A 12,431-nucleotide genomic window follows, 5' to 3' on the forward strand; every position below is an offset into this window, starting at 1 on the left:
CTCCGCGCAGGCGGCCGCTCCCGCGCCTGCTGCGAAGAAGCCGCCCGCGCCGAAGCGTGCGCCGGTCGCTGCACCGGTTCCGCTTGCACCGCCGCCTCCCGCGCCGGCGCCACCGACTGCGGATAACAACTAGATCGGCATTCCAAATGCGCGGCCGGCCGGTTAATGCTGGGGCATGCCGCTACATCTGATCAAGCTCGCCGTCGGCTGTGACTCCGTCAAGGAATTGAAGGAGTGGACGGCCGAACGGATGCGGACCGCCAAGAAGAAGGGGCTGCCGCAACACCACATCCACATCACTCGCATGGTCCCCAAGCGCGACGCCGAGATCCTGGGGGGTGGTTCGCTCTACTGGGTGATCAAGGGCGAGATCGCCGCGCGCGAAAAGATCATCGGGATCGAGCCGTTCCGCGACAAGGACGGCATCGGCCGATGCCGTATCGTGATGCAGCCGAAGATCATCTCGGTCTCGCCGCGGCCGATGCGTCCGTTCCAGGGCTGGCGCTATCTCACCGACGACGCCGTGCCGCCTGATCTCAGCAAGACCGCGGCGGGGACGATCGCGGCGATGCCGGAGCCGATGCGGCGCGAGTTGCGGGATCTCGGATTGCTCTGAGCCTTCCGGAGAAGGCCGGGGTTGTGCGGAGACCACGTTCAAACATCGGCTTGAGGCAGGGCGAGGCTCCGTGCCTCAGACCGCGATATTGTCGATCAGTCGGGTCGTGCCGAGCTTGGCTGCGACCAGCATCCGCAGCGGTCCGTCCTTGCGCGAGGTCACCGGCGCAAGCGACTCGGCATGGCGCACCTCGAAATAATCCAGCGCGAAGCCGGCAGCCTCGATCATCTCGGTGCCGCGCGCCATGGCGGAGGTGATCGTCTCGCCGGCGCGGATCCGCCCGGCGCTTTCCTTCATGGCGCGGTAGAGGGTGGGCGCGATCCGCCGTTCGTCAGGCGTGAGGTAGATGTTGCGCGAGGACATCGCGAGCCCGTCGCGCTCGCGTACGGTGCGCGAGCCGATCACCCTGATCCCGAGGTCGAGATCCCCGGCCATCTGCGTCACCACCCGCAACTGCTGAAAGTCCTTCTCGCCGAAGATCGCGATGTCCGGCCGGCATTGCGTGAACAGCTTCCCGACGACCGTGGCGACGCCGCCGAAGAAGTGCGGCCGGAAGCGGTCTTCCAGACCGGCCAGCGCCGGCCCCTCCGGCACGATGCGGGTCGCAAAGCCCTGCGGGTACATGGCCTGGACGGCGGGGTGCCAGACGATGTCGACACCCTCTGCCGCGAGCTTGGCGATGTCGGCCTTCCAGGTGCGCGGGTAGGCACCGAAATCCTCGGTCGGCGCGAACTGGGTCGGGTTCACGAAGATCGAGACCACGACGCGATTGGCGCGACGCTTGGCGAGGCGCACCAGCGACACATGCCCGTCATGGAGCGCCCCCATGGTCGGCACCAGCGCGACCGTGGCTTTTCGCTTGCGAAGATTGTCGACGGCGCGCCGCAGGGTGGGGACCGTGCGGGCGATCAAGGGGCTTCGTGACATCAGGACTCAACGTGGTTGGGAAATGGGCCGGGCGTGTCTCGGCGCTCCGGGAAGCTAACCTTAACAAGCCACGACCATGGACGCCATGCATCCGGATGCGGCACAGCATCCCGCGCGAGGCCGCGCAGGATGTGGCGGCTTTGTGGGCGGTACAAACGCAAAGCGGTTGCGCGATTCATGATGAAGAACGGCGCACAGCGATTTGCATTTCCCGTCGCGCATTTCACTTGACCGCGGAGCCGGTCAACTCGAAGATATTCGTCAGGGGTGTTGAGGATCGCTATGCTTGTGCAGGCTAGCCAAGGCCAATCCGGCTCGGCGCATGTGGTCGTGCTCGGCAACGAAAAGGGCGGCTCCGGCAAATCGACCACCGCCCTGCACATCGCGGTTGCGCTTCTGAAGGCGGGCCAGCGCGTCGCGACGATCGACCTCGATTGTCGTCAGCAGAGCTTCACCCGCTACATCAACAATCGTTCCGCGTGGGCGCGCCGGACCAAGCTCGGCCTCGAGCTGCCGGTGCATCGCTGCATCAAGCTCGGCGAGACCATGCAGATCGCCGAGAACGAGAATTCCGAGTTCCAGCAGTTCATGGAGGCGGTCTCGGCGGTCGAGAGCAATTTCGACTTCATCGTCATCGATACGCCCGGCACCGACAGCTACCTGATGCGGCTCGCGCATTCGATGGCGGACACGCTGGTGACCCCGATCAACGACAGCTTCCTCGATTTCGACGTGCTCGGCACCGTCGATCCCACCAACTACGCCGTGACGGGCGAGAGCCACTATGCCGAGATGGTGCGCGACACCCGTCGCAAGCGTCGCCAGCTCGACGGTTCGATGACCGACTGGATCGTCGTGCGTAACCGCCTGTCCATGCTCGGCTCCCGCAACAAGCAACTCGTCGCCGACGGGTTGAAGGATCTGTCGCTGCGGCTCGGCTTCCGTTACGTCGACGGCTTCGCCGAACGCGTCGTCTACCGCGAGTTCTTTCCGCGCGGTCTCACTGCGCTCGACGAGATCGATGAGACGACGCTCGGGATGCGGCCCAATCTAGGCCATCTCACTGCGCGGGAAGAGGTGACGAGCCTGCTCCGCCAGCTCAAGCTTCCGCTCGACGAGCGCGGCCGCCGCCGCGCCGCCAACCGCGCGGAATGGTTCAGCCAGGTCGACAAGCCGCTCGAGGTTCACGACATCCTCGGCGCGTGATGCTGCCTCGGTGCGTACGCTGCGGTATGCGGCTACTTTCAGCCGCGCTTTCGCAGCCGTGTTTCACCGGAACTGAATCCGCCGGACAACAGTTTTAATATCGCCATTGCCGCAACATCGAACCCGGACGGGACGAGTTGCGTCGAATGTTGAGTTGCAGCCTGAGGTAGTCGGCTGAGAACGGAATGCTCACCAAACGTGTGCGTCGCACAATGAAAGGGCTGCCAGGTCACAATATTTGGCCTTCCTGTCACGTGCCTGTGACATATATTATGGAATAGGCGGAGGGGAGCCGGAAGAGCTCCTCGAACATACACGGTTTCAACAGGGATTTCGGGCCGGACGGGCCTGGAGGCTGAGGACAAGATGAAGCGTGGAATTGCCGTTCTGGTTTCTGTCAGTGCCCTCTGCGGCATCGCCTATTTCACGGCGAGCAAGTGGGCCATCAAGCACGAGACCATCACTTTCTACGATGCCTCGCGCGACAATCGTCCCGTGCCCGTCGACATCGCTGTCCGGCGCGACAAGGAGATGCAGGCCAACGCCGGCATGATCACGCTGCCTGTCGCGGTCATCAATCACGGCAACACGGTCAAGAACACCGAGTACGGCTTCCTCGCCAACATCTTCGCGGCGCGCGGCTATCTCGTCGTGAGCCCGCAGCACGACCTGCCGACCGATCCTCCGATGGTGACCAAGCCCGGCGAGCTCTATGTCGGCCGGCTGCCGCAGATCCTGCGCGGTGTCGCCAACATTCACCTGGCGATGCAGGACATGAAGAAGGTCCAGCCCAACGCGGACTACGCGAGGGTGACGATGGTCGGCCACTCCATGGGCGGCGACATCACCATGTATTTCGCCAAGCAGTATCCGGACGAAGTGAAGAAGGTCGTCACGCTCGACAATCTGCGCGTGCCTTTCGTGACTGCCGGCAAGTTCAAGATCCTGTCGTTCCGCTCCAAGGATCCGCAGTTCAAGACCGATCCCGGCGTGATTCCGACCGACGAGGAATGTGAGAAGGCCGGCATCCAGGTCGTGAAGACCGAATTCCAGCATAACGACATGCGCGACACCGGTCCCGACGATGCCAAGAGCTCGATCCAGGGCATGCTCGACAAGTTCCTGAGCGATACCGACAGCGAGGTTGCGCCGGTCGACACCACGTCGTCGCCGCCCAAGATCCTCGAACCCGGCCCGGTCGCGCTGATGGCGCCTGCCAAGAGCTGACCTTTCCGTCATCGTCATCGAAGTCCAAGGCCTCCGCCGGCGATCGCCTGCGGAGGCCTTGTGCATTGACCGGGCAGCACGCGCTATCCACATTAGCCGCTCACGCAGGATGCGAGCAGGGATGTCGCGCGAACCCGTCAAACCGTCTGGCACCGATGCCGTCTCGGCGCGCGCCGGTGAAACGTTGCCGCAGGCCAAGCCATCGACCGCCGAGGACATCGCCGCCTTCGTCGCGAAGGCGCGTGCCATGTCGCCGCACGCGCCCGGCGCGAAGGGACGGCTGATCTTCGCGCTCGACGCCACGATGAGCCGGCAGCCGACCTGGGACATGGCCTGCGCGCTCCAGGCGGACATGTTCCGCGAGGCGGCCGCGCTCGGCAGCCTCGACATCAGGCTGGTCTATTATCGCGGCTACAACGAATGCCGCGCCACGGGGTGGATCTCCGACAGCGCCAGGCTCGCGTCGCTGATGAGCAAGATCGACTGCCGCGGCGGCGACACGCAGATCGGCAAGGTGCTGGGCGATGCGCGGCGCGAGGCCGTGGCCTCGGGCGTGCGTGCCGTGATCTTCGTCGGCGATGCCATGGAAGAGAATGTCGACGAGCTCTGCGCCAAAGCCGGCGAACTCGGCATGCTCAAGGTGCCGGTCTTCCTGTTTCAGGAAGGCAATGACGCCGCGGCCGAACGGGCCTTTCGCGAGATCGCGCGCCTGACCGGCGGCGCCTGGTGCCGCTTCGACCCCGGCGCGGCGGCGCAGTTGCGCGAACTGCTGCGCGCCGCTGCGGCCTATGTCGCCGGTGGCCGCGAGGCGCTGCTGAAATTGTCCAGGACCACGAGCGGTGCGGCAAAGCTGATCGGCCAGATGAAGTAGTTGCTCAGGGTCATGCATTTTGCCGGCAGCACGGCTATATTCCGGCCATGCCGACCCTGATCGCCGGCGCTGTCGCCGTTGTCACGCTTTATCTGCTGCTCCAGATGTTCCGTTCCGCCAATCCGGCGGTGCTCGCGCGCGCCATCAAGGTCGGCGGTGGCGTGGTCGCGCTGGCGGTCGCGGCCTTCACGGGCCTCAGGGGTGAACTGGCGGTCGCGATCCCGCTCGGAATCTTCGGCGCGGGACTGCTCGGATGGACGCCGCTGGCGAACGCCGGCTTCGGCAATATCGGTGGACTGTTTCGTGGCGGCGGAGCGCGCTCGTCGGGACAGGCCTCGCGCGTCCGTTCTCAATTCCTCGACATGCAGCTCGACCACGATTCCGGCCAGCTCGCGGGCCAGATCGTCGCCGGGCCGAACGCCGGGCGACGTCTGGACGAGTTCGATCTCGCAGGCCTGCTGGCGATGGTCCCGACCTTCGACGCCGAGAGCGTGGCGCTACTTGAAAGCTATCTGGACCGCCGGTTTCCCGCTTGGCGTCAGAACGCGCAGGGCGACGCGGCAGGGGGGCAACGCCGCGCGGCGCCGAGTAGCAAAATGACGGCGGAGGAGGCCTATCAGATCCTTGGCCTGCAGCCGGGCGCGGGGCGCGACGACATCAGCCGGGCTCACAAGTCCTTGATGAAGAAACTGCATCCCGACCAGGGGGGCTCGACGTACCTCGCTGCCCGTGTAAACGAGGCCAAGGATACTCTGCTTCGTACGCATAACGGCTAACTCCGGCACCACGCCACAAACGCCCGTACCGTGTGAGCTCCGCTCGCTCTGTTTGCCGTCGCCCCGATGCCCGCCATTGATGGCGTGGTCGATCCCTTGGGCAAAGTTTTAACCGTAAATTCTTGACGAGAGGTTGTTGCGGAGCGGGCTTTGCGCCGCTGCGTCCCAAAAACAAAAATGCCCGCGCAGGGCGCGGGCATTTTTCGGGAAGGCTGGGGCAGGTCAGTTGCGGACGGTGATGCAGGAAATGTCCGCGCGCTTGAGGGTGCGGCACACCGCTTCGGCCTGGTCCCGCTCGAGCCCGGCGAAGCGGGCGCGGTAGAGCTTGCGATTGTCCTTGGCGAGGACCGGCTCGGTGAACGGGTCGGCCTTGCTGAGCAGGCCGCGGGCCGAGGTGCGGGCGGCGTCGATGCGCTGCTGGGCCTCGTTCTCGCTCTCGAGCGCGCCGACCTGGACGATCCAGCCGCTATGGGTGACGACCGGCCTGATGGTGGCGCTCATCTGGATCGCCTGCGGTGCCGGATCGGCGGATGCGAGCTTCGGCGCGGGTGCGGCGGCCGTCGCTGCGGGCAGCACGCCGAGAATGCCGTTGCCGGTGCCGAAGCCTGCCGGCTGCTGCGGAAGCTCGGCCTTGGCGGGCTCCTGCCGGTTGATCGTGTCGGCCTTGGCGACCAGCGCGCCGGAGGTTTCCGCGATATCGGCGCGGGGGGCAATCGTGTTGGTGATCTGCGGCGCGACCTGCGTCGGGGCGGCCGAGGCGACCTTCACGGCGCCGGCCTTGACCTGGACCGTCTTGACCCGGACCGGCTTCATCGGCTCGGACGAGCCGGGAATGATGGAGAGCGGCTGGCTCGAGATCACGCCGTTGGTGAGCGGAGCTGGCTCGATCTTGGCTTCCGCCGCCTTGCTGTCAGGCCTGGGCTGGGCCGGCGGCATCGCGGCGGTGGCGGCAGCGAGGGCCGACAGGCGCGCGACGGGGCGCGGCGGGGCGGCTTCGGGCGCAGGAGCGGCCGCGGCCTGGACCTGCGGAGCGGGGCGCGCCGGGGTATCCGATGCATCGGCGACGTCGGTCTCGGCGTCAGCGCCGTTGCGCTCGGTGACGGCGGCGACGGTGTGGCTGGTCGCTGCCTTGTCGAGATTCGCCGCCAGCAGGTTGCGCATGATGGCATCGCGCGAGCCGCCGCTGCGGCCGCCCAGCACCACGCCGATCAGGTGGCGGTTGCCGCGGTGGATCGAGGTCACGAGATTGAAGCCGGATGCGCGGGTGTAGCCGGTCTTGATGCCGTCCACGCCCTCCACGCTGCCGAGCAGGTGATTGTGGTTGCGGATCGACTGGCCGCGCCAGTTGAAGGTGGCGGTGGCGAAATAGCGGTAGTAGCGCGGGAAGCGCTCCTGGATGGCGCGGCCGAGCGTGGCCTGGTCGCGGGCGGTCGTGACCTGCTCGTCGTTGGGAAGGCCGTTGGCGTTGCGATAGACCGTCTTGGACATGCCGAGCGAGCGCGCCTTGCGCGTCATCATCGCGGCGAAGTCGTCTTCGTCGCCCGCGATCGCTTCCGCGATCACCACGGCTGCGTCGTTGGCCGAGCGTGTCACGAGGCCCTTGATGGCATCCTCGACGCGAATGGTCTGGCCGGCACGCAGGTTCAGCTTGGTCGGATCCTGATCGGCCGCGTGCTGCGACACCGGCATCTCGGTGTCGAGCTTCATCTTGCCCGACTCCAGGCGCTCGAACAGCAAATAGAGCGTCATGATCTTGGTGAGCGAGGCCGGGTGGCGCAATCCGTCGGGGCTGGTCGACTGCAGCACCGAGCCGGAATTGCCGTCCACGATAATGGAGGCGAATTTCGAGCTCGAGGTGTCGGACACGTCGCGCTGCACGCGGCTATGCGTGTAGTGGCGGCGGTGGCGGCGCGCCTCCGCAGCATCGGTGGTGAAGATGACTACGGTGGTGACCGTAAGAAGCCCCAAAACCCCAACCCGCGCCAAGCGCGAGGAAGACAAGCTTTTACGAAGCATGAAACCCCGTCCCCGTTTCTGACTTGATCACCGGCTCGTGAGGCAAAATTGTGCCCTGCAGACCCGGGATCATTACCTGCCCAGCCGGTCCCTGCGCTGTTGGTTCAGTGCGCGGGACGTTCGGTCTGAGCCGCTATTCTGGCTAAGGCGATGTTCTCAAACGGCTTTTGGCCGCCTGCAGAAGCTGAACACGTCTAGGGAATCAGGGTAGGTGGCTGCGGTTTCCAAAAGCTTAAGGAACCCTTGCGGGAACTCGCGGGAATCGTTGCGAATTCGATCTATTTTTGTGCGACGCACAAGATTCTTGACTTTATTGTGCGTTGCACTATTTCTGGGCAGAGTCAGGGAGCCGCGCTTCCAGACCAAAGCCAGGGAAAAAGGATTCCGAGATGTTCAAGGTTGAAGACTTTCAGAACTACGGGAAAGAGCAGTTCGAGCAGTGCGTTGCCTCCGCGACCTCCGTGCAGCACGGCCTCCAGGCGATCGCCAGTGCCTATGGCGACTACACCAAGAAGTCGTTCGAAGACACCAAGTCCTTTGTTGAGAAGCTTTCCGGCGTGAAGTCGCTGGACAAGGCGCTGGAAGCGCAGACGGATTTCGCTCGTTCGTCCTACGAGACCTTCGTTGCGGAATCGCAGAAGATCGCCGGCCTCTACAACGATCTTGCCAAGCAGGCGTTCAAGCCGGTTGAGACCATCGTCTCGAAGTTCACCCCGGCCGCCAACTAACGTCTTTCTGAAGTCCTGGAATCAAGAAGCCCGGCTGAATTCAGCCGGGCTTCTTCGTTTGTCGCGACGGATCCGTCTCAGCGCGCCACGCGCAGCTTCGACAGCGAGGTTCCGATGTCCTTGAACACCGACACCGTCTGGCTGGCCTGTGTCACCAGATAGAACTTGTCGGTGCTGCTGGCGCAGTATTGCAGCACGCTCGAGGTCGGATCGCCGCCGGTGTTCACCTGCACCGTGTAGATCGTGATGTTGGCCGCTTTGGCATTGTCGCAGAGCTTCTTCTGCCGCGCGTCGATCTGGGAAGCGTTGCTGTACCAGCGGTTCTGCGTGTTGAGACCATCCGACAGCAGCACGATCGCGTCCTTGTAGATGTAGTTGGTGTCCTTGGCCGGCGCGTTCATGGGATCGCCGCTCGACAGCGTCATCCAGCCCCAGGCGAGGCCGATGCCCTGGTTGGTGTTTCCGGTCGGCTTCATCTTGTCGACCTGCGCCTTCAGCGTCGTCCAGTCGTAGCTCAGCGGCGTGATCGGCTGCAGGTACGACGAGCTGGTCGACTTGCAGTACGAATATTGCTCGGCAGGGAACAGCGTCGACGAATTGCCGCTCGTCGGGCTGGTGTTCTTGGTGTCGTAATCCTGGTCACGGTCGACCACGCAACCGGTCCAGGTGTTGTGGTTGGCCGCGGTCCAGGTCTTGCCGGCATTCACGCAGGTCGACTGGGTCGTGTAGCTCGTCTTGCTGCACGTGCCGTTCGCCGCGTTCCAATCGGTGAAGTCGATCCAGTACTGGCTGTAGTTGGTGGCGCCGACATTGACGTCCTTGGCGAAGGGGACGATCGAGATATAGACGTCGCCGGTGGTCTTCACGAGCGCGCTGAGCTGGTCGATCAGGTTCTTGGCAGCCGTCTGCATCGCAGACATCTTGCCATCGTCGGCCATCGAGCCGGTGTTGTCGAGCACCATGGCGACGCGCATACGCACCAGGCCCCAGGCGCTGGTCGAGGAGGTGCTGATGCCGAGCGTCGGGAAGCCCGCGATCCTCAGGAAGCTCGTCGTGAAGGAGCCGCTTCCATTGACCTGGATGGTCGAGCCCATGCTGGTGCTTGCCGTATAGGTGGCGGCGACCGAGACCGACGGCAGGGCGTTGGTATCCGTGAACAGGGCGTTGAAATAGTCTTGCGACTTGGTGGTGATCTGCGATGCCGAGATGGTGCCGGCCGCCAGGTCCTTGGAGAGCATCAGCGCCGTGGAGTCGAGGGCTGCCTGCATGGAGGAGCGGGCCTGGACCGCCCGGCTGTAGTCCACCGCGGCCCCGACGAAGCTCAGGACCGGGACCAGCGCGATGGCGAAGATGACCGCAATATTGCCTTGTTCTGCGGCGGCGAAGCGGGCGAGCTGTCGACCCAGGCGGCTGACAACGGGCAGGCGAAACATGACGAACCCCAATATCTGTGGTTTTGCCTGATTTCGCGTCGCACCGTTGAACGTATGGTAAATTGGACCGTAGAAAGCCCGGGTATCCCCCGCGCCAAACTGACGCGGTCATGCTGGCGTCAGGTTTTTGGTCAACAGGTTCTAAACGGGCCGACCGGAAGGTTTTGTCAAAACGGTCCGGATTGATTAACCTCGCCCAGGATCGCCCGGACCGGGAATCGGGGGCGCCGCGGCCGTTTCGGCCGAACCTGTGCACGCTTGCGGCGGGCCGGGGGCAAGCCCATATTGCTTACGAAACGATCCGGCTTGGACCGGACCGGTTGGAAGCGGCGATCCAGCAAGCGGCGTGCCCGCGCGAGGCTCCGGAACACGGGGGTGCGCGCCGAACGCCAATCGCTTCCGTGGGGAATTTGAACACCTGTGCCATGCCGCAATTGACTTCCAGACTCGACCTGTCCGCGCCAGCCGCTGCTCACGCTCCTCGTATGAGCAATGACGAGAACCGTTCGGGCACCCCGTCGGGTCCGAACACGTCCGTCATCACCAAGGTCAAGCCCAAGACCAAGCGGCCGAACCTGTACCGCGTGCTGATCCTTAACGACGATTACACGCCGATGGAGTTCGTCGTTCACGTGCTGGAGAAGTTCTTCAACAAGGACATCGAAGCCGCAACCAAGATCATGCTGCACGTCCATCATCACGGGATCGGGGAGTGTGGCGTGTTTACCTACGAGATTGCAGAGACCAAGGTGACGCAGGTGATGGATTTTGCCCGCAAGCACCAGCATCCGCTGCAATGTGTGATGGAAAAGAAATAGAACGCCTCAAAGCGCGTTCGTAGCCGGTCCCTCTCGATACCGCGTGTGACCACACGCAGTGCTTCCGCGCGGTATCCGTTGCGGCCGCCGATATCGCGCATATCGCGCCGGCGTAGATCCCACCCAAATCGGTCCGGGTCTTGCATTGACGATGCGGGTGGGTGCTTGCCACTCAAGTCGCGGAACCGCTCTTTCGCTGCGATCTTGTATAACTATATGTGACAAAGGTTGTTGTTGCCTGACCGGGCGATGGCGATCATGATGGTGGGGGCCATAGAGGACGCGAATGCCGACTTTTTCCCAAAGCCTTGAACAATCCCTGCATCGTGCGCTGGCGATCGCAAACGAGCGTCATCACCAATACGCGACGCTCGAGCATCTGCTGCTCTCCCTGATCGACGATTCAGATGCAGCCGCCGTGATGCGCGCGTGCAGCGTCGATCTCGACAAGCTCCGCACGAGTCTCGTCAACTATCTTGAGACCGAATTCGAGAATCTGGTGACGGATGGCGCCGACGATGCCAAGCCGACTGCCGGATTCCAGCGCGTGATCCAGCGCGCCGTGATCCATGTGCAATCCTCCGGTCGCGAAGAGGTGACCGGCGCCAACGTCCTGATCGCGATCTTCGCCGAGCGCGAGAGCCATGCCGCGTACTTCCTGCAGGAGCAGGACATGACGCGCTACGACGCGGTCAACTACATCAGCCACGGCATCGCCAAGCGGCCGGGCGTCTCCGAGGCGCGGCCCGTGCGCGGCGTCGACGAGGAGACCGAAGCCAAGGGCACCGAGGACGCCAAGAAGAAGGGCGAGGCGCTCGAGACCTATTGCGTCAACCTCAACAAGAAGGCGCGCGACGGCAAGATCGATCCGGTGATCGGACGCAACTCCGAGATCAACCGCGCGATCCAGGTGCTGTGCCGCCGGCAGAAGAACAACCCGCTGTTCGTCGGTGAAGCAGGCGTCGGCAAGACCGCGATCGCGGAAGGCCTCGCCAAGCGTATCGTCGACAGCGAGGTTCCCGAGGTTCTGGCGGCGGCGACTGTGTTCTCGCTCGACATGGGCACGCTGCTCGCGGGCACGCGCTATCGCGGTGACTTCGAAGAGCGCCTCAAGCAGGTGCTGAAGGAGCTCGAGGCGCATCCCAACGCCATCCTGTTCATCGACGAGATCCACACCGTGATCGGTGCGGGCGCGACGTCGGGCGGGGCAATGGATGCCTCGAACCTGCTCAAGCCGGCGCTCGCTTCGGGCACGATCCGCTGCATGGGCTCGACCACGTACAAGGAATACCGCCAGCACTTCGAGAAGGACCGCGCGTTGGTCCGGCGCTTCCAGAAGATCGACATCAACGAGCCGACGGTCGAGGATGCGATCGCGATCCTCAAGGGCCTCAAGCCCTATTTCGAGGACTACCACCGGCTCAAATACACCAACGAGGCGATCGAAGCCGCTGTGCAGCTCTCCTCGCGCTACATCCACGACCGCAAGCTGCCGGACAAGGCGATCGACGTGATCGATGAATCCGGCGCGGCGCAGATGCTCGTGGCCGAGAACAAGCGCAAGAAGACCATCGGCATCAAGGAGATCGAGACCACGATCGCCTCGATGGCGCGGATTCCGCCGAAGAGCGTGTCGAAGGACGACGCCGAGGTGCTCAAGCATCTCGAGCAGACCCTGAAGCGCACCGTGTTCGGCCAGGACAGGGCGATCGAGTCGCTTGCCGCCTCGATCAAGCTTGCCCGTGCGGGTCTGCGTGAGCCGGAGAAGCCGATCGGCTGCTACCTGTTCTCGGGTCCGACCGGCGTCGGCAAG

11 protein-coding genes are annotated in these 12,431 nt (G+C 64.1%); 8 read left to right on the top strand and 3 right to left on the bottom strand.

Translation table 11 applies throughout. From position 1 onward, the window contains the following. The first annotated feature begins 175 nt into the window (after positions 1 to 175). Positions 176 to 616, top strand: a complete 441-nt coding sequence (locus tag QM712_RS35185) for a DUF1489 family protein (protein ID WP_415027753.1) — start codon at positions 176 to 178, stop codon at positions 614 to 616. A gap of 75 nt (positions 617 to 691) precedes the next feature. On the opposite strand, the gene panC is transcribed toward QM712_RS35185, so the two are convergent. Next, on the bottom strand, positions 692 to 1,543 hold the full coding sequence (gene panC, locus QM712_RS35190; protein WP_415027754.1) for a pantoate--beta-alanine ligase: 852 nt from the start codon (positions 1,541 to 1,543) through the stop codon (positions 692 to 694). A gap of 282 nt (positions 1,544 to 1,825) precedes the next feature. On the opposite strand from panC, the gene QM712_RS35195 reads away from it, so the two are divergent. The 4 genes from QM712_RS35195 (at position 1,826) to QM712_RS35210 (ending at position 5,623) form a co-directional block, all read left to right on the top strand. Then, positions 1,826 to 2,749 (top strand): division plane positioning ATPase MipZ, encoded by a 924-nt coding sequence (locus QM712_RS35195; RefSeq protein WP_415027755.1) that lies wholly within the window; start codon positions 1,826 to 1,828, stop codon positions 2,747 to 2,749. 366 nt (positions 2,750 to 3,115) lie between these two features. After that, the gene (locus QM712_RS35200; RefSeq protein ID WP_415027756.1) at positions 3,116 to 3,976 is read left to right on the top strand and encodes an alpha/beta fold hydrolase; all 861 of its coding nucleotides are present in this window, start codon (positions 3,116 to 3,118) and stop codon (positions 3,974 to 3,976) included. Between the two features lie 121 nt (positions 3,977 to 4,097). Beyond that, positions 4,098 to 4,847: a VWA domain-containing protein gene (locus QM712_RS35205; protein ID WP_415027757.1), complete on the top strand. Its 750-nt coding sequence runs from the start codon at positions 4,098 to 4,100 to the stop codon at positions 4,845 to 4,847. A 47-nt stretch (positions 4,848 to 4,894) separates the two neighbouring features. Beyond that, complete coding sequence (locus QM712_RS35210; protein WP_415027758.1) at positions 4,895 to 5,623, top strand: DnaJ domain-containing protein; 729 nt, start codon at positions 4,895 to 4,897, stop codon at positions 5,621 to 5,623. Between the two features lie 222 nt (positions 5,624 to 5,845). Here the strand turns inward: QM712_RS35210 and QM712_RS35215 are convergent, their stop codons facing one another. Further along, positions 5,846 to 7,639 (bottom strand): serine hydrolase, encoded by a 1,794-nt coding sequence (locus QM712_RS35215; RefSeq protein ID WP_415027759.1) that lies wholly within the window; start codon positions 7,637 to 7,639, stop codon positions 5,846 to 5,848. 389 nt (positions 7,640 to 8,028) lie between these two features. Between QM712_RS35215 and QM712_RS35220 the strand changes: the two genes are divergently transcribed. Continuing rightward, a complete protein-coding gene (locus QM712_RS35220) occupies positions 8,029 to 8,367 on the top strand; it encodes a phasin family protein (RefSeq protein WP_415027760.1) in 339 nt (112 codons plus the stop codon). 77 nt (positions 8,368 to 8,444) lie between these two features. On the opposite strand, the gene QM712_RS35225 is transcribed toward QM712_RS35220, so the two are convergent. Further along, positions 8,445 to 9,800, bottom strand: a complete 1,356-nt coding sequence (locus tag QM712_RS35225) for a pilus assembly protein TadG-related protein (RefSeq protein WP_415027761.1) — start codon at positions 9,798 to 9,800, stop codon at positions 8,445 to 8,447. A gap of 485 nt (positions 9,801 to 10,285) precedes the next feature. Between QM712_RS35225 and clpS the strand changes: the two genes are divergently transcribed. After that, entirely contained in the window at positions 10,286 to 10,618 is a 333-nt protein-coding gene (gene clpS / locus QM712_RS35230) for an ATP-dependent Clp protease adapter ClpS (protein ID WP_063194953.1), read from the top strand. A 286-nt stretch (positions 10,619 to 10,904) separates the two neighbouring features. After that, positions 10,905 to 12,431: AAA family ATPase (locus tag QM712_RS35235; RefSeq protein WP_415027762.1), on the top strand; the 1,527-nt coding region annotated here is incomplete at its 3' end.

Source organism: Bradyrhizobium sp. (assembly GCF_047605465.1).
Classification (GTDB): Bacteria; Pseudomonadota; Alphaproteobacteria; order Rhizobiales; family Xanthobacteraceae; genus Bradyrhizobium.

Excerpts from the sequence above, each read along its gene's own strand:
- QM712_RS35215 (WP_415027759.1), bottom strand. The coding sequence starts at position 7,639 with ATGCTTCGTAAAAGCTTGTCTTCCTCGCGCTTGGCGCGGGTTGGGGTT.
- QM712_RS35185 (WP_415027753.1), top strand. The coding sequence starts at position 176 with ATGCCGCTACATCTGATCAAGCTCGCCGTCGGCTGTGACTCCGTCAAG.
- QM712_RS35220 (WP_415027760.1), top strand. The coding sequence starts at position 8,029 with ATGTTCAAGGTTGAAGACTTTCAGAACTACGGGAAAGAGCAGTTCGAG.
- panC (WP_415027754.1), bottom strand. The coding sequence starts at position 1,543 with ATGTCACGAAGCCCCTTGATCGCCCGCACGGTCCCCACCCTGCGGCGC.
- clpS (WP_063194953.1), top strand. The coding sequence starts at position 10,286 with ATGAGCAATGACGAGAACCGTTCGGGCACCCCGTCGGGTCCGAACACG.
- QM712_RS35205 (WP_415027757.1), top strand. The coding sequence starts at position 4,098 with ATGTCGCGCGAACCCGTCAAACCGTCTGGCACCGATGCCGTCTCGGCG.
- QM712_RS35225 (WP_415027761.1), bottom strand. The coding sequence starts at position 9,800 with ATGTTTCGCCTGCCCGTTGTCAGCCGCCTGGGTCGACAGCTCGCCCGC.
- QM712_RS35200 (WP_415027756.1), top strand. The coding sequence starts at position 3,116 with ATGAAGCGTGGAATTGCCGTTCTGGTTTCTGTCAGTGCCCTCTGCGGC.
- QM712_RS35195 (WP_415027755.1), top strand. The coding sequence starts at position 1,826 with ATGCTTGTGCAGGCTAGCCAAGGCCAATCCGGCTCGGCGCATGTGGTC.
- QM712_RS35210 (WP_415027758.1), top strand. The coding sequence starts at position 4,895 with ATGCCGACCCTGATCGCCGGCGCTGTCGCCGTTGTCACGCTTTATCTG.